The sequence below is a fragment of the Shinella pollutisoli genome, assembly GCF_024609765.1.
In the GTDB taxonomy this organism is placed as follows: Bacteria; Pseudomonadota; Alphaproteobacteria; order Rhizobiales; family Rhizobiaceae; genus Shinella; species Shinella pollutisoli.
In genome coordinates, this window is the sequence record NZ_JANFDG010000003.1 from 182,285 (window position 1) to 200,207 (window position 17,923).

The 17,923-nt window shown below is 68.1% G+C and carries 8 protein-coding genes and 1 pseudogene; 4 read left to right on the forward strand and 5 right to left on the reverse strand.

The features are described from left to right. Positions 1-331 precede the first annotated feature (331 nt). Complete coding sequence (locus NNZ72_RS03685; RefSeq protein WP_257312884.1) at positions 332-8,812, forward strand: glycoside hydrolase family 94 protein; 8,481 nt, start codon at positions 332-334, stop codon at positions 8,810-8,812. 36 nt (positions 8,813-8,848) lie between these two features. On the opposite strand, the pseudogene NNZ72_RS03690 reads toward NNZ72_RS03685, so the two are convergent. The 3 genes and pseudogenes from NNZ72_RS03690 to NNZ72_RS03700 form a co-directional block, all read right to left on the reverse strand. Then, positions 8,849-9,169: pseudogene (locus NNZ72_RS03690) on the reverse strand (hypothetical protein); the annotation flags it as partial. After that, positions 9,133-9,561, reverse strand: a complete 429-nt coding sequence (locus tag NNZ72_RS03695) for a transposase-like zinc-binding domain-containing protein (RefSeq protein WP_257312888.1) — start codon at positions 9,559-9,561, stop codon at positions 9,133-9,135. The gene NNZ72_RS03695 and the pseudogene NNZ72_RS03690, both read right to left, overlap by 37 nt. Before the next feature lie 354 nt (positions 9,562-9,915). Next, positions 9,916-11,673, reverse strand: a complete 1,758-nt coding sequence (locus NNZ72_RS03700) for a glucan ABC transporter ATP-binding protein/ permease (RefSeq protein ID WP_257312890.1) — start codon at positions 11,671-11,673, stop codon at positions 9,916-9,918. A gap of 223 nt (positions 11,674-11,896) precedes the next feature. On the opposite strand from NNZ72_RS03700, the gene NNZ72_RS03705 reads away from it, so the two are divergent. The 3 genes from NNZ72_RS03705 to NNZ72_RS03715 all read left to right on the forward strand — a co-directional run bounded on the left by NNZ72_RS03705 (position 11,897) and on the right by NNZ72_RS03715 (position 16,845). Continuing rightward, positions 11,897-12,643, forward strand: a complete 747-nt coding sequence (locus NNZ72_RS03705; protein WP_257312893.1) for a LuxR family transcriptional regulator — start codon at positions 11,897-11,899, stop codon at positions 12,641-12,643. A gap of 114 nt (positions 12,644-12,757) precedes the next feature. After that, positions 12,758-16,213: a pyruvate carboxylase gene (gene pyc, locus NNZ72_RS03710; RefSeq protein WP_257312896.1), complete on the forward strand. Its 3,456-nt coding sequence runs from the start codon at positions 12,758-12,760 to the stop codon at positions 16,211-16,213. Positions 16,214-16,293: 80 nt separating this feature from the next. After that, a complete protein-coding gene (locus NNZ72_RS03715; protein ID WP_257312899.1) occupies positions 16,294-16,845 on the forward strand; it encodes a GNAT family N-acetyltransferase in 552 nt (183 codons plus the stop codon). Here the strand turns inward: NNZ72_RS03715 and NNZ72_RS03720 are convergent, their stop codons facing one another. Continuing rightward, positions 16,846-17,217 carry a DUF2794 domain-containing protein gene (locus NNZ72_RS03720; RefSeq protein WP_257312901.1) on the reverse strand — a complete coding sequence of 124 codons (372 nt, stop codon included), beginning with the start codon at positions 17,215-17,217 and terminating at the stop codon, positions 16,846-16,848. Between the two features lie 97 nt (positions 17,218-17,314). Further along, entirely contained in the window at positions 17,315-17,746 is a 432-nt protein-coding gene (locus tag NNZ72_RS03725) for a DUF6841 family protein (RefSeq protein WP_257313119.1), read from the reverse strand. Between the last annotated feature and the right edge of the window lie 177 nt (positions 17,747-17,923).

The window sequence follows — 17,923 nt, forward strand, 5'->3', positions numbered from 1 at the left end:
CGGCGATCGGTCGCGCACAGGCTCTTTCCGCCGGCGGGAACTTTCCCCTGCCGGCGGCATTCGGTCCGCACGATGCCGGCGCCTGCCGCGATTTACCAAACCGCACGGAGGGCGCGTGCCGCCATGTTGCAAGTCTTTGTCCCAGCGGCTAAAAAATGCCGTTTTCATGCACCACGCGGCCATGATGCCGATACGCGTGCCGCCTGAGCCGGCCTTTCTCTCCGACGGACCGGTCAGGCGCGACACGCGCACGAAGCCTGCTCGCGAACAACCGTCCGGCGTCAAGGCCGTCGCCGGACGTCTCAACCCTGCCGCAGCCAGAAACGAGAAGATGCCCCTTCACAATACGCCGCCAGCCCTCAAGCGCGACGCCGAGACCCGGCAGATCGACTACAACGATTCGATCCGTGCCACCTATCTCACCCTGGAGGACCTGGCCGATTGCGGGGAAATGCTGGCGCGCGAGCAGGGCGCGCCGCTGCCGGGCTTCCAGCCCTTCGAATTCCGCGCCCGCCACAAGGAGAACGAGAAGGAGATCTTCCGCGTCTACCAGGCGACCGCGCGCGACGTGGAGGCCGGCGCCCAGATCACCCCGGCCGCCGAGTGGCTGCTCGACAACTACTATGTCGTCGAGGAGGCGATCCAGGAGGTCCGGCGCGACTTCCCGCGGCGTTTCTTCCGCCAGCTTCCGGTGATCGAGATCGAGGGGCAGCAGCTGCCGCGCGTGCTGGCGCTCGCCTGGCTCTACGTCGCCCATACCCACAGCAGCGTCTCGCACGAGAGCCTGACGGCGATGGTCCAGGGCTTCCAGCGGGTCGACGCGCTGAAGATCGGCGAGCTCTGGGCGCTGCCCTCCTTCATCCGCTTCGTGCTGCTCGAGAACCTGCGCCGCATCTCGAGCCGGGTCGAGCGGTCGCGCAAGATGCGCTTCAAGGCCAACGACGTGGCCGACGAGCTCATCCGGCTGGAGGACCCGGACAAGTGCGTGGCCTATCTGCGCGACCTCGGCGATCTCGTCGACGACAACACCTTCGTAGCCCAGTTGCTGCACCGGCTGCGCGACGGTCTCCAGACCTCCGGCAGCGTTATCCAGTGGCTGGAGCGGCGCATCGAGAGCCGCGGCAGCGACCTCGAAGAGCTGATCGTCTCGGAGAACAACCGCCTGTCGTCCGGCAACGCGACGATGAGCAACCTGATCAAGAGCCTGCGCGCCGTGGACGACACGGAATGGCCGGTCTGGTTCGAGAGCGTCAGCCGCCTCGACGAGGCGCTGCGGCAGGGATCGGACTACAGCGATCTCGATTTCGGCTCGCGCAACAAGTACCGCAGCACGATCGAGCGGCTGGCGCGCCGCTCCGGCAAGACGGAAATCGAGGTGACGGAGACCGCGCTCGCCATGACCGCGGAGGACGCGGCGGCGCATGCGGACGATCCCGGCTACGAGGCCAATGTCGGCGCCTTCCTCGTCGGCAAGAAACGCAAGCTGCTCGAGAAGCGCATCGGCTACCGCCCGCCGCTCGTCCAGCGCATCGTCCGCTTCGGCCGCAAGCTCGACTGGGTGTCGATCGCCGGGCCGAACATCATCCTGACGCTGCTGGCGATGATCGCCGTCTACTATTTCCTCGACCAGCTCGACATCCCCGACGGCGCCTGGCTGATCATGCTCGTCCTCTTCGCGCTGCCGGCCTCGGAGGGCGCGACCGGTCTCTTCAACACGCTCGTCACCTTCTTCGTCACGCCGTCGCGGCTGGTCGGCTACGAGTTCAAGGACGGCATTCCCGAGGATGCGCGCACGCTCGTCGTCGTGCCCTGTCTCATCGCCAAGCGCGACCATGTCGACGAGCTGATCCGCAACCTGGAGGTGCACTATCTCGCCAATCCGCGCGGGGAGATCTATTTCTCGCTGCTCAGCGACTGGACCGACAGCAAGGTGGAGGAGACGCCCGCCGATCTGGAGGTGCTGGAATATGCCAAGCGCGAGATCGCGGCGCTCTCGGCGCGCTATGCCTATGACGGGCGCACCCGCTTCTACCTCCTGCATCGCCGCCGCCTCTACAATCCGTCGGAAGGCGTGTGGATGGGCTGGGAGCGCAAGCGCGGCAAGCTGCACGAGCTGAACCTGCTCCTGCGCGGCGACGGCGACACCAGCTTCCTGCCCGGTGCAAACACGGTGCCGGAGGGCGTGAAATACGTCATGACGCTCGACGCCGACACGCGGCTGATGCGCGATGCGGTGACGAAGCTCGTCGGCAAGCTGCACCACCCGATCAACCGTCCGGTCGTGGATGCCGAGACGGGCGAGGTGACGGCCGGCTACGGCATCCTGCAGCCGCGCGTGACGCCGTCGCTCACCACCGGCAAGGAAGCCTCCACCTTCCAGCGCATCTTCTCCGCCGACCGCGGCATCGACCCCTATGTCTTCACCGTTTCCGACGTCTACCAGGACCTCGCCGGCGAGGGCACCTTCACCGGCAAGGGCCTCTACCACGTCGACGCCTTCGAGGCGGCGCTGAAGGGTCGCATCGACGAGAACTCCATCCTGTCGCACGACCTGCTCGAAGGCTCCTTCGCCCGCTGCGCGCTGGTGACGGACGTGGAGCTCGTCGAGGACTTCCCGACGCGCTACGGCGTCGAGACCTCGCGCCAGCACCGCTGGGCGCGGGGCGACTGGCAGCTCATCCCCTATATCTTCCGTCCGTCGAGCGGCATCTCCATGCTCGGCCGCTGGAAGATGTACGACAACCTGCGCCGCAGCCTCATCCCCATCGGCTGGCTCGTCGCCTCGGTGATGGGCTGGTACTACATGGAGCCGCGCCAGGCGCTGGTCTGGCAGGTGGTGCTCATCTTCCTGCTCTTCGTCGCACCCACCCTGTCGCTGATCTCCGGCCTGATGCCGCGCCGCAACGACATCGTCGCGCGCGCCCATGTCCATCGCGTGCTGTCCGACATCCGCGCGGCCAATGCGCAGGTCGCGCTGCGCATCGTCTTCATCGCCCATTCGGCGGCGCTGATGGCTGACGCGATCGTCCGCTCGCTCTACCGCACCATGATCAGCCGCCGGCTGATGCTGGAATGGCGCACCGCCGCGCAGGCCGACAGCGCCGCGCGCGGCGACATCCTCGCCCATTACAAGTCGATGTGGCAGGCGCCGGCGCTCGCCGCGCTCTCCGTGGCGCTCGCCGCCGTCTCCGACACGGGCCTTCCCTTCATCGGAATCCCCTTCGCGATCGTCTGGGCGCTCTCGCCCGCCATCGCCTGGTACGTGAGCCAGACGGCGGAGACCGAAGACCAGCTCGTCGTGCCCGACGAGGTGGTGACGGAGCTGCGCAAGATCGCCCGGCGCACCTGGCGCTATTTCGAGACCTTCGTCACCGCCGAGCAGCATTTCCTGCCGCCGGACAATTTCCAGGAGACGCCCCACCCCGTTCTGGCCGAGCGCACCTCGCCCACCAATATCGGCGTCTACCTGCTCTCGGTGATCTCGGCGCGCGATTTCGGCTGGATCTCCTTCGAGGAGACCGTGCGCCGGCTGGAGCAGACGATCGGCACGATCGACCGCATGCCGAAATACCGCGGCCACCTCTACAACTGGTACCGCACCAACACGCTGGAGACGCTCGGCCCCCGCTACGTCTCGGCGGTCGACAGCGGCAACCTCGCCGGCCACCTCATCGCCGTCTCCTCGCTCTGCCGCGAATGGGCGGAGGCCCCCTCGGCCTACCTCCAGGGCAGCCTCGACGGCATCGGCGACGTCGCCGCGATCCTGTCGGAGGCGCTCGAGGACCTGCCGGACGACCGCAAGACGGTACGGCCGCTGCGCCGCCTCATCGAGGAGCGCATCACCGGCTTCCGCAACGCGCTCGCCGCCGTCAAGCGCGAGCACGAGTTCGCCTCGATCCGCGTCATCAACCTCTCGGTGCTGGCGCGCGACGTCAACAAGCTGATCGTCAACCTCGACCACGAGATCAAGTCGCCGCAGAGCAGCGAGGTCGTGCACTGGGCGGGCGCGCTGGTCGCCGCCTGCGAGGCGCACATCGCCGACAGCGTCTTCGACCTCGGCAGCATCGAGGCGCTGCGCGACCGCCTGATCGTGCTGCGCGACCGGGCGCGCGACATCGCCTTCTCGATGGATTTCGGCTTCCTGTTCCGCCCGGAGCGGCGCCTCCTCTCCATCGGCTACCGCGTCGAGACCAACGAGCTCGACGAGGCCTGCTACGACCTGCTCGCCTCCGAGGCGCGGCTCACCAGCCTCTTCGCCATCGCCAAGGGCGACCTGCCGACCGAGCACTGGTACAAGCTCGGCCGCCCGGTCGTGCCGGTCGGCTCGCGCGGCGCGCTCGTCTCCTGGTCGGGCTCGATGTTCGAATACCTGATGCCGCCGCTCGTCATGCAGGAGCGCCAGGGCGGCATCCTCAACCAGACGAACAACCTGATCGTCAGGGAGCAGATGAACCACGGCCGCCGGCTCGGCACGCCCTGGGGCATCTCGGAGGCCGCCTTCAACGCGCGCGACCACGAGCTCACCTACCAGTACACCAATTTCGGCGTGCCGACGCTCGGCCTCAAGCGCGGCCTCGGCCAGAACGCGGTGATCGCGCCCTACGCCTCGCTGCTCGCCACGCAATACGCGCCGAAGGCGGCGCTCGAAAACCTAAAGCGGCTGCGCAAGCTCGGCGCGCTCGGCGTCTACGGCTTTCACGACGCCGTCGATTTCACGCCGACGCGCGTGCCGGAGGGCAAGATCTGCGCGGTCGTCAGGAACTACATGGCCCACCACCACGGCATGTCGATCGCCGCCGTCGCCAACGTCGTCTTCAACGGCGCGCTGCGCGAGCGCTTCCATGCCGACCCGGTGATCGAGGCGGCCGAGTTGCTCCTGCAGGAGAAGGCCCCGCGCGACATCCCGGTCATCAACGCCAAGCGCGAGCCGGAGACGGTGGGCTCCACCCAGGCCGACCTGCTGCGTCCGGAAGTCCGCGTCATCAAGGACCCGTTCTCGAAGGACCGCGAGACCGTCTTCCTGTCGAACGGCCATTATGCCGTGATGCTGACGGCGAACGGCTCCGGCTATTCGCGCTGGAACGGCCAGTCCGTCACCCGCTGGAAGCCCGATCCGACCGAGGACCGCTGGGGCACCTTCCTGTTCCTGCGCGACACGGCGAGCGGCGACTGGTGGTCGGCGACCGCCGAGCCGAAGCGCGCCGAGGGCGAGGAGGTCAAGGCGCAGTTCGGCGACGACAAGGCCGAGTTCATCAAGACGGTCGGCACGCTGACGAGCGAGGTCGAATGCATCGTCGCGACCGAGCACGACGCCGAGGGCCGCCGCCTGACGCTGCTCAATACCGGGCCCGAGGACCGCTTCATCGAGGTGACCTCCTACCTGGAGCCGGTGATCTCGACCGACGAGGCCGACAGCGCCCATCCGCTGTTCTCGAAGATGTTCGTCCGCACCGAGATCGGCAGGAAGGGCGACGTCGTCCGCGCCTGGCGCAACAAGCGCCATCCGAACGAGCCGGACATGGTGGTCGCCCATCTGATCGTCGACAACGCCGGCCCTTCGCGGCGCACCGAGGTCGAGACCGACCGCCGCCGCTTCATCGGCCGCGGCCGCACGCTTTCGACCGCGGCCGCCTTCGACGCCGGCGCGCATCTTTCCGGCACCGACGGCTTCACGCTCGATCCGGTGATGGCGCTGCGCCGCGTCGTGCGCGTGCCGGCCGGCAAGAAGGTGAAGGTGATCTTCTGGACCATTGCCGCACCGAGCCGGGCCGAGGTGGACGCGGCGATCGACCGCTACCGCCATCCCGACAGCTTCAACCACGAGACGATCCACGCCTGGACGCGCTCGCAGGTGCACCTGCGCCATATCGGCGTCACCTCGCGGGAGGCCGCGAGCTTCCAGGCGCTCGGCCGCTACCTCGTCTATCCGGACACGCATCTGCGCGCCGACGCCGGCACGATCCAGACGGGGCTCGCCTCGCAGGCCGCGCTCTGGCCGCTGGCGATCTCCGGCGATTTCCCGATCTTCGTGCTGCGCATCAACGAGGAGATCGACCTCGACGTCGCCCGCGAGGCGCTGCGCGCGCAGGAATACCTGCGCCACCGCGGCGTCGCCGCCGACCTCGTCATCGTCAACGAGCGCGCCTCCTCCTATGCGCAGGACATGCAGCACACGCTCGACCAGCTCTGCGAGAACCTGCGCATGCGCGGGCAATCGGACGGACTGCGCCAGCACATCTTCGCCGTGCGCCGCGACTTGATGGAGGTGGCGACCTGGCAGGCGCTGCTGTCCACCGCCCGTGCGGTCTTCCATGCCAGGAACGGCTCGCTCACCGACCAGATCGCCCGCGCCGTCGCGCTCCACGCCACGCCGCGCGGCAGCGCAGAGGAGGACATGCGGCGCGTCGTTCCCCTGCCGAAGCCCGCCGCCGCGGCCCCGGCGGAGATCGACGGCGAGGGCCTTTCCTTCTGGAACGGCTTCGGCGGCTTCAACGAGGTCGGCCGCGAATATGCCGTGCGGCTGCGCGGCGGCGAGGCGACGCCGCATCCCTGGATCAACGTCGTCGCCAACCCGCATTTCGGCTTCCACGTCCCGGCCGAGGGCGGCGGCTTCACCTGGAGCCGCAACTCGCGCGACTTCCAGCTCACCCCCTGGAGCAACGACCCGGTGATCGACCGGCCGGGCGAGGCCTTCTACGTCAAGGACCTCGACGGCGGCCTCGTCGCCACGCCCTTCGCCGCGCTGTCGCGCAAGCCGTCGGTGCGCTTCGATGCCTGGCACGGCCTCGGCTATTCGGCCTTCCGAAGCTGGGAGGACGGGATCGAGCTCGACCTCGTCCAGACGGTCGATCCGCAAGAGCCGGTGAAATATTCGCGCCTGGCGCTGACGAATACGGGGCGGACGGAGCGCAGGCTCTGCGTCTACGGCTACGTCGAATGGGTGCTCGGCAACAATCCGGCGCGGACGGCACCCTTCGTGCTGACGCGCCAGGATGCGGCAAGCGGGGCGCTCTTCGCCGAGAACCGCTACAGCATCGACTATTCCGGCCGCACGAGCTTCTTTGCGGCAAGCCTCCCGCTTGCGGGCTTCACCGCGCGCCGGCGGGAGTTCATCGGCGCGGACGGGGATATCGTCATGCCCTCGGCGGTCGCCAACGGCCACCGGCTCTCCGGTGCCGCCGACGGCATGGGCGACCCGTGCGCGGCGCTCGCCGTCGAGATCGTCCTGAAGCCGGGCGAGCGGCAGGAGATCCTGTTCGCGCTCGGCGACGCGCCGGACGCCGAGGCCGCTTCCGCCCTCGCTGCCAGGAGCCGGGCGGTCGATTTCGACGCGGTCATGACCGCGGCCAAGGCCCGCTGGCAGGGGTTCGCCGACACGTTCCAGGTCAGGACGCCGGACGCCGCCTTCGACCGCATGGTCAACGACTGGCTGCCCTATCAGGCGCTCGCCTGCCGCATCACCGCCCGCTCCGCCTTCTACCAGGCGAGCGGCGCCTACGGCTTCCGCGACCAGCTGCAGGACACGCTCGCCTTCCTGATCCATCGGCCGGAGCTCGCGCGCAAGCAGATCCTCAACGCCGCCGGGCGGCAGTTCGCCGAGGGCGACGTGCAGCACTGGTGGCTGCCCGACAGCGGCGCCGGCGTGCGCACCATCATCGCCGACGACGTCGTCTGGCTCGCGCATGCGGTGGAGCGCTATTGCCGCGTGACCGGCGATCGTGCCGTGCTGGACGAGGTGCTGCCCTTCCTCGAGGGACAGCCGCTCGCCGAAGGCCAGCACGATTCGTTCTTCCGTCCGGCCCGCTCGCCGGAGGAAGCACCGCTCTACGAGCATTGCGCCCGCGCGCTCGACCTCGCTCTGCGCCGCACCGGCGAGAACGGCCTGCCGCTGATCCTCGGCGGCGACTGGAACGACGGCATGAACCGCGTCGGCGAGGCGGGACGCGGCACCAGCGTCTGGCTCGGCTGGTTCCTGCTCGGCACGCTCGAAGACTTCGCGCCGATCGCCCGCGCGCGCGGCGACCACGCCCGTGCCGTGCTGTGGGAGGAGCATGCGGCGCGGCTGAAGCAGGCGCTGGAGACGGCCGGCTGGGACGGCGGCTGGTATCGCCGCGGATATTTCGACGACGGCACGCCGCTCGGCGCGGCGGAAAGCGCCGAATGCCGGATCGATTCCATCGCGCAGAGCTGGAGCGTGCTTTCCGGCCGGGGCGACGCGGACCGTTCGCGCCAGGCGCTGGACGCGGTGCTCGACCGGCTGGTCGACCGCGAGGCGGGGATCGTCCGCCTGTTCACGCCGCCCTTTGCCGAGACGCCGCAGGATCCGGGCTACATCAAGGCCTATCCGCCCGGCGTGCGCGAGAACGGCGGCCAGTACACGCATGCGGCCGCCTGGTTCGTGCTGGCGCTCGCCCGGCAGGGCCGCGCGCAGGAGGCCTGGGACTGCTTCGGTCTCCTGAACCCGGTCAACCATGCGCTCGACCGGGACGCGGCGGAGCGCTACCGGGTGGAGCCCTATGTCGTCGCCGCCGACGTCTACGGCGTGGGCGAGCGGACCGGTCAGGGCGGCTGGACCTGGTACACGGGCTCGGCCGGCTGGCTCTACCGCGCCGCCGTGGAAGGCATCCTGGGCATCCGCAAGGAGGCGGGCCGCCTGTTCGTCGAACCGGTGCTGCCGCCGCACTGGACCGGCTATGCGGCGACGCTGAAACTCGACGGACGGACGATCGACATCGCGGTCGCGCGCAGGGACGACGGCCTTTCCGTCACCGTCGACGGTACGCCCTTGCCGCCGGAGGGTCTTGCACTCTGATGCAGCGGTTCTACCCTCCCTGGGCGGGGGCAGTGTTCACTTTTGGCTGTCCGTCTTGAACCTTTTGCGGTTGAAGAAGAGATCGAGCATGTCGATCGACTTGGAGAAGCGCTTGGATCGTCGGTTGAAGCGTGCAAGGTTATCCCGGATCGACGAGTTTACGGCTTCGATCAGATGGGTTTCGGCCTTTGTCTCGCGGTGCGGCTCGACGATGCCGTGCCGCTCGAAGGCCAGCCGGTAGCAGGAGTTGGCATCGGTGAAGATCGCCGCGATATGCGGCACGACGGCCTTGGTGCGCTCGTAGAGCGCAATGGCGCTTCTTACGCCGGTATCGGCGATATGGTAGGCGACGACGCAGCCCCGACGGCGGGAATAGGCCGTCCAGACAACGGCGCGCTGCCGTTTTTTTGAACGAAGGTGTAGATCTCGTCCATCTCGATGATATCGGCAACCGTATCCGTATGCGCCGCCGTGCTCTTGCTTGCCATCATGGCTTCATGGGCCTTGCGGATCCAGGCGATGACCGTTGCAGGTGCCGCGCCAACGAAGCGGGCGATCTTGCGGATGCCGACGTTGTTGAGATGCATGTCGACGGCCATCGCCTTGACGTCACGGCTGAACTTCGGCGGGCAGGCACGGAAGTAGCGTTGGCAGGAGCGGCAATGAAACCGCTGCACGCTGCCGCTCTTACCGTTGCGAATGGTTGTCGCACTCCCGCAATGCCGACAAATCATCTCAAGGCCCTCCATCAAAGCAGAGCCTCACAATCCAATACCAGCCTTGTCCGAACATTGCCCTGGGCGGGAGGGTCGCGCCGCGGGCTTGGGCGGGGTGAGGCGGCACGCCGGAATACCGGCGGCTTCCTCTAACCCGCTGCTGCGCAGCGACCTCCTCATCAAGGCGGGCGGTAGGGTGCACCGGCTTTTACGCGTCGTGTGGCTATCGGAGGGCTTTCGTTGCGGTCGCCCGAACCTTCCATTGATGGAAGGTTCGGGCCAGACGCCAGGAACGGGGTGGTGCGGCAGGCCTGAGCTCCGACGGCTTCCCGCAGGCCGCTGTGCGCCCTCCCTCCCCGTCACAAGGGAAGGCGGGCGCGTCTCCGTCTACGCCGCCGTGTGGCTCTTGCGCACGTCGTCGTCGGTCAGGATGCCGCTTGCCCTGAGCAGGGCGGCGAAGCGGCCGTTGCTCTGGCTCAGCGCGTCGAAGCTGCCCATCTCGGCGATGCGGCCGTGATCCATGAAGATGACGAGGTCGGCCTCGCGCACGGTGGAGAGCCGGTGGGCGATGATGAAGGTGGTGCGGTTGCGGCGAAGCCCGTCGATCGCGGCCTTCACGCGCGCCTCGGTCTCCACGTCGAGTGCGCTCGTCGCCTCGTCGAGCACGAGGATGGGCGCGTTCTTGAGGATGGCGCGGGCGATGGCGATGCGCTGGCGCTCGCCGCCCGAAAGCCGGTTGCCGCGCTCGCCGACATGGGTGTCGTAGCCGGACTGGCGCGAGGCGATGAAATCGTTCGCCGCCGCGGCCTCGGCCGCCGCCTCCACCTCCTCCTGGGTCGCGCCTTCGCGGCCGAGGCGGATATTCTCGGAGATCGAGCGGTTGAGCAGGCCGGCGTCCTGGAAGACGGTGGCGATGGCGCGGCGCAGCGACTTGCGCGTGACGGTCGAGATGTCGACGCCGTCGATGAGGATCTGGCCCGAGCGCGGCTCGTAGACGCGCTGCAGGAGGTTGACGAGCGTCGTCTTGCCGGCCCCCGTCGGCCCGACGATGGCGACGGTCTGGCCGGCCTCGACGGTGAAGGACACGTCGCTGACGCCCTGCGTGGCGTTGGCGAAGTCGAAGCTGACGTTGCGGTACTCGACCCGGCCCTTCACCTCGCCGAGCTCGCCGGCTCCGGCCGGCTCCTCGCGCTCCTTCACGGCGTCTTCCAGCGTGAAGAAGTCCTCGAGCTTGGCGCGCGCCTCGAAGATCTGCGTGGCGAAGGCCTTCATCTGGTCGAGGCGGCCGATCAGCAGGCCGGCGAAGCCGATGAAGGCAATGACGTCGCCGACCTTCAGCTGGCCGCGCTGCACCAGCACGGTGCCGATCACCAGGATCGTCATCATCGAGATGGTCGAGGCGATGCGGTTCAGCGCGCTTGCGAGCGCCCACCAGTCGAGCACCGGGAACTGGGCGTTGATCAGCCGCTCGGCATAGCGCTTCAGCTCGCGGGTCTCCGCCTCGATGCGGTTGTAGCTGTGCACCACCGAGACGTTGCTGATCGAATCCGACACGTGGGAGAAGACGGTGTGGTAATGGTTCTCGACCGAGGCCTGGCCCTCGCGGGTGCGGTTCATCACCACCTTGCCGATGATCACGTAGAGCACGCCGAGCACGAGCAGCACCAGCGACAGGCGCACGTCCATCGAGAAGGCGGTCGGGATCAGGAGCACGAGCGCGATCGCGGTGGCGAGGTGCGTGCGCATGAATTCGAGCCACAGGCCGAACAGCGTCTCGCAGGCGCGAAGCAGCGTGTGCAGGGCGTTGGAGGTGCCGCGCTGGCTGTGCCAGGACAGCGGCATGGAGATGATCCGCCCGAAGGCTTCGGTCAGCAGGCTCGCGCGCCGGCCGTGGGCGAGCCGGTCCGCCTCGCGGGCGACGAGCACGTAGGCGACCGTGTTGAACAGCCCGAAGCCCGCCCACAGCAGCAGCATCGGTGTCACTTCGCCCTTCGAGGAGATCGCATCGATGATGCGGCCGAACAGGATCGGTTCGGCGATGGCGATGACGGCGAGCACGACGTTCGCCAGCACGACCGCCGAGACGCGAAATCGATAGACCGCGAGATAGCTGAGAGCTCTTGAATAGACCTGGAACAATGACACGAGAAAAGGCCTTTCCGGGCGGTTCCTGTTTTGTGCGGTGCAGCGGCTGCTGATACCTGCCCTGCGCTATTAGTGGGCGGAAGGGGCAAAAGTTCTCCGGAAGTGAGCAATTTTCGTGACGGACATGAAATCTTGCGTGATCGCGTGCGATCCTGCCAAATGCGGGACGGGGGAAAATGCGGCGGACGTCCCGTCCGCCGCCCGGCCGGGGATGGCGTTCTCGATGCAGGACACGAAGATCGACGCGTTGCTGCGGTTTCTCGCGGGGATGGACGAGCTCAGGGAGCGCGGCGAGATGGCGTCGGCCTTCGGCCGGCTGGCCGCGTCCTGCGGCTTCGACTGCTACTGCCTCTTCCGCATCCGCCCGCCGGCGGCGCGGCCGGAGGAGATGGTGCTGGCGGCGCAACTGCCGCAGGGCTGGATCGAGACCTACCGCGACCGCCACTATCTCCATGCCGATCCGATGCTGCACTATCTCGGCCAGGCGCAGGCGGGTTTCCGCTGGCGCGACGCGCTCGCCGCCTTCCGCGCGAGCCCGCAGCGCAAGCGCATGGAGCGCATGATGGCGGACGCGCACCGCGCCGGCCTGCAGGACGGCTACACCTTTCCCGTGCACGGCCGCGGCGGGCTGGCCGGCGGCCTCTCCGTCGCCGGCCGGCCGGTGGAACTGCACCCGGCCGAGGCGAGCCTGTTCGAGGCCGTCGCCCGGCGCCTGTTCTGGAAGCTGTACGACGCGGCCCATCCCGTCCCGGAGGCGGCGTCGCCCGCCGGCGGCATCGGCCTGACGCGGCGCGAGATGGAGGCGCTGCGGCTTCTCGCCGAGGGCATGACCTCGCCGGAGATCGCCCAGCGCCTCGGCATCACCAGCCACACGGTCGACTGGTACATGAACGGCATCCAGGCGAAATTGCAGGCGAGGAACCGGCCGCATGCGGTGGCGCTCGCCTTCCGGCTCGGCCTCGTTTCGTGACGTCGCGAATCTTTTTTCCGATGCCGACTCCGAAATTGAACTTCGAAAATTGACTCGTTAATAGTTTTGTTCGCGGGTGCAGCATTCCCGCTTCCAAGTCCTGAGGAGCCCGACTTGCCCATTTCCAAGATCCTTGTCGCCAACCGTTCCGAAATCGCCATCCGCGTGTTCCGCGCGGCCAACGAACTGGGGCTCAAAACGGTGGCGATATGGGCGGAGGAGGACAAGCTCGCGCTGCACCGCTTCAAGGCCGACGAGAGCTACCAGATCGGCCGCGGCCCGCATCTGGAGCGCGACCTCGGGCCGATCGAGAGCTATCTCTCCATCGACGAGGTGATCCGGGTGGCGAAGCTGTCGGGGGCCGATGCGATCCACCCCGGCTACGGCCTGCTCTCGGAAAGCCCGGAATTCGCGGAAGCCTGCGAGAAGAACGGCATCACCTTCATCGGCCCGAAGCCGCAGACGATGCGTCAGCTCGGCAACAAGGTGGCCGCCCGCAACCTTGCGATCTCGATCGGCGTGCCGGTCGTGCCGGCGACCGAGCCGCTGCCGGACGACCCGGACGAGATCCGGCGTCTCGCCGACGCGATCGGCTATCCGGTGATGCTCAAGGCCTCCTGGGGCGGCGGCGGGCGCGGCATGCGCGCGATCCGCGATCCCAAGGACCTCATCCGGGAGGTCACCGAGGCCAAGCGCGAGGCGAAGGCCGCCTTCGGCAAGGACGAGGTCTATCTGGAAAAGCTCGTCGAGCGCGCCCGCCACGTCGAAAGCCAGATCCTCGGCGACACGCACGGCAACGTCGTCCACCTCTTCGAGCGCGACTGCTCCATCCAGCGCCGCAATCAGAAGGTCGTCGAGCGCGCGCCGGCGCCCTATCTCTCCGAGGCGCAGCGCCGGGAGCTTGCCGACTATTCGCTGAAGATCGCCCGGGCGACGGACTATATCGGCGCCGGCACCGTCGAGTACCTGATGGATGCGGACACGGGGAAATTCTACTTCATCGAGGTCAACCCGCGCATCCAGGTCGAGCACACCGTCACCGAGGTCGTGACCGGCATCGACATCGTCAAGGCGCAGATCCATATCCTCGACGGCGAGGCGATCGGCACGCCGGCCTCGGGTGTCCCGCGCCAGGAGGACATCCGCCTCAACGGCCACGCGCTGCAGTGCCGCATCACCACCGAGGACCCGGAGCAGAACTTCATCCCCGACTACGGCCGCATCACCGGCTACCGCTCGGCCTCGGGCTTCGGCATCCGCCTCGACGGCGGCACGGCCTATCCGGGCGCCGTCATCACGCGCTACTACGACCCGCTGCTCGTCAAGGTGACGGCCTGGGCGCCGAACCCGCTGGAGGCGATCAACCGCATGGACCGGGCGCTGCGCGAGTTCCGCATCCGCGGCGTGGCGACCAACCTCACCTTCCTCGAGGCGATCATCGGCCACGAGAAGTTCCGCGACAATTCCTACACGACCCGCTTCATCGACACGACGCCGGAGCTGTTCCAGCAGGTCAAGCGCCAGGACCGCGCGACGAAGCTGCTCACCTATCTCGCCGACGTGACCGTCAACGGCCACCCGGAGGCGAAGGGCCGGCCGAAGCCGTCCGCCGACGTCGCCAAGCCCGTGGTGCCCCACATCAACGGCGACATCCCCGCCGGCACCAAGCAGAAGCTCGACGCGCTCGGGCCGAAGAAGTTCGCCGAATGGGTGAGGGCGGAAAGGCGCGCCTTCATCGCCGACACGACGATGCGCGACGCCCACCAGTCGCTGCTGGCGACGCGCATGCGCACGCACGACATCGCCCGCGTGGCCGGCACCTACGCGCGGGCGCTGCCGCAGCTCTTCTCGCTCGAATGCTGGGGCGGCGCCACCTTCGACGTGTCGATGCGCTTCCTCACCGAGGACCCGTGGGACCGCCTCGCCCGCATCCGCGAGGACGCGCCGAACCTGCTCCTGCAGATGCTGCTGCGGGGCGCGAACGGCGTCGGTTACAAGAACTATCCCGACAACGTCGTGAAGTATTTCGTCCGCCAGGCGGCGAAGGGCGGCATCGACGTCTTCCGCGTCTTCGATTGCCTCAACTGGGTCGACAACATGCGCGTCTCGATGGACGCCGTCGCCGAGGAGAACCGCATCTGCGAGGCGGCGATCTGCTATACGGGCGACCTCCTCAACGCGGCCCGCCCGAAATACGACCTCAAGTACTATACCGCCCTTGCCGCCGAGCTGGAGAAGGCGGGCGCGCACATGATCGCGGTCAAGGACATGGCGGGACTCCTGAAGCCGGCGGCCGCGCGCGTGCTGTTCAAGGCCCTGCGCGAGGCGACCGACCTGCCGATCCATTTCCACACGCACGACACGTCCGGCATCTCCGCCGCGACCGTGCTGGCGGCGATCGAATCCGGCGTCGACGTGGTGGATGCGGCGATGGACGCGCTCTCCGGCAACACCTCGCAGCCCTGTCTCGGCTCGATCGTCGAGGCGCTGAAGGGCTCCGAGCGCGATCCGGGCCTCGACCCGGAATGGATCCGCCGCATCTCCTTCTACTGGGAGGCCGTGCGCTTCCAGTATGCCGCCTTCGAGAGCGACCTCAAGGGGCCGGCCTCGGAGGTCTACCTGCACGAGATGCCGGGCGGCCAGTTCACCAACCTCAAGGAGCAGGCCCGCTCGCTCGGCCTGGAGACGAAGTGGCACCGCGTGGCGCAGGCCTATGCCGACGCCAACCAGATGTTCGGCGACATCGTCAAGGTGACGCCCTCCTCCAAGGTGGTGGGCGACATGGCGCTGATGATGGTCTCCCAGGACCTGACCGTCGCCGACGTCGAGAACCCGGCCAAGGACATCGCCTTCCCGGAATCGGTCGTCTCGATGCTGAAGGGCGACCTCGGCCAGCCCCCGGGCGGCTGGCCGGAAGGCCTGCAGAAGAAGGCGCTGAAGGGCGAGACGCCCTATACGGAGCGCCCCGGCTCGCTGCTCGCCGACGCCGATCTCGACGCGGAGCGCGCGGCGATCGAGGAGAAGCTGGAGCGCAAGGTCGACGACTTCGAGTTCGCCTCCTACCTCATGTATCCCAAGGTCTTCACCGACTATGCGCTCGCCGCCGATACCTACGGCCCGGTCAGCGTGCTGCCGACGCCCGCCTATTTCTACGGGCTGGCGCCGGGCGAGGAGCTGCAGCCGGAGATCGAGAAGGGCAAGTCGCTGGTCATCCTCTACCAGGCACGGAGCGAGCCGGACGAGAAGGGCCTCGTCAAGGTGTTCTTCGAACTGAACGGCCAGCCGCGCCTCATCAAGGTGCCGGACCGCAACCGTGCGGCCGCCTCCGTCGCCCGCCGCAAGGCCGAGGCCGGCAACGCCGCCCATCTCGGCGCGCCGATGCCGGGCGTCATCTCGACGGTCGCCGTTTCCGCCGGCCAGGAGGTCAAGGCCGGCGACGTGCTGCTTTCCATCGAGGCGATGAAGATGGAGACCGCGCTGCATGCCGAGAAGGACGGCGTGGTCGCCGAGGTCCTCGTCAGGGCCGGCGACCAGATCGACGCCAAGGACCTCCTCGTCGTCTTCGGGTGAGGCGCATGGCGGCGGCTTGAAAGCCGGCGGCGGATGTGGGAAGGGAGTTTCCTTCCCGCTTCCAGCCGACGTCGATCTCCATGTCCTTCGTCATCCGCACCGCCGCCCTCGGCGACATCGCCGCCTTCACCGAGATCTACCGCGAATCCGTGCTGAACGGGGTCGCGAGCTACGAGATCGACCCGCCGTCGCTCGACGAGATGGCGGCGCGCTTCAAGACGATCACCGGCAAGGGTTATCCCTATATCGTCGCCGTCGAGCAGACCGGGCTCATCCTCGGCTTTGCCTATGCGTCCGCTTTCCGGCCCCGGCCGGCCTATCGCTGGATGGTGGAGGATTCGGTCTACCTGGCGCCCGAGGCGCGCGGCAAGGGGATCGGCAGGGCGCTGCTTTCCGAGCTGATCCGCCGCGCGACGGCGCTCGGCTTCCGCCAGATGGCGGCCGTCATCGGCGGCGCCCACCCCGCCTCGATCGCGCTGCACCGCGCGGCCGGCTTCGCGGAGGCCGGGCGGATGACAGCGACCGGCTTCAAGCACGGCCGCTGGCTCGACACGGTGTTCATGCAGCGCGCGCTCGGCGAAGGGGCGGAGACCGCGCCGGCGCCCGATTCCTTTCCGGCGACGATGGAATAGTCAGGTCTCGATGAGGCGCAGCGCCTTGTCGAACACCTTCAGCACCTGGCCGAGGTCGTGGCCGCGCTTGAGGATCGTGCCGTGCGTGTTGATCACGCTGTAGGCGCCCTGCCGGGCGGCGAGCCTGGAGTTCTTCTCGATGCGGTAGAGCGGCATCTCGCCGGAACGCTTGAAGACGGAGAAGACCGCCTTCTCCCGGGTGTGGTCGATGGCGTAGTCGCGCCATTCGCCGTCGCCGACCATGCGGCCGTAGACGCGCAGGATGGCATCGAGTTCGCGCCTGTGGAACGTGACCGGCAGCGGCTCCTTGCTGTTGCGATATTCCCGAAGGTCCACCACGCTGGAGGACTGCAAATCCGGCTGGTCGCTCATCGTATCTCCGCGCCTTCACTGTGACGGCTCGGTGACAGTGTGCCTGAGCGGCTCCGAAATGCAAGCGCGCCGGCCGGTCGCGGCGGCCGGCGGCCTCTCAGACGATGCCGTGCTTCTTCATGAGCGCCTGCTCGTCGCCCGCCACCCAGCCGAAGACCCTGGCGTCCCCGTCCTGCGTCCGGACGAGGTAGTGGACGTCGAAATCGATCGCCACGTCCGGCCCGCCCTTGCGGGCATAGGTCGCCGTCCAGGCGACATGGGAGACGCAATGGTGCTCGTCGATCGGCGAGAGGCGGACGGCGCGTATCCGCATACCCTTCGTGCCGATCGCCCGGTAGTGCGCGTAGCCGTCCGCCAACGCCTGGCGGAACCGGTCGTCGTTCGTCCCGGTCATCACGCCGGCCGGCGTGGCCGCGATGAAGGCGGGCGCATAGAGCGCGGCCGCCTCGTCCATGTCGATGTCGCCGCCGAGCGAGCGCTCGAAGAAACGCTCGTATCGCGCGAAGAGCTTCCTCACGTCCGCTTCCATCATGTGGCCCTCCCGCAGGCAAATTTCGTTCCGCCGCATTTCAGCCCAACCGACGCCCAAATTGCAGGAGAAAGTCCGTCCGTCGCTGTGGCGCCGGACCGTGACCTGTGCGGGAAGCTGGCCTGCGCGCAGCGCTGTCGAAGTTGCCCTGTATTCCGTTGCCGGCAACTTTGTCCG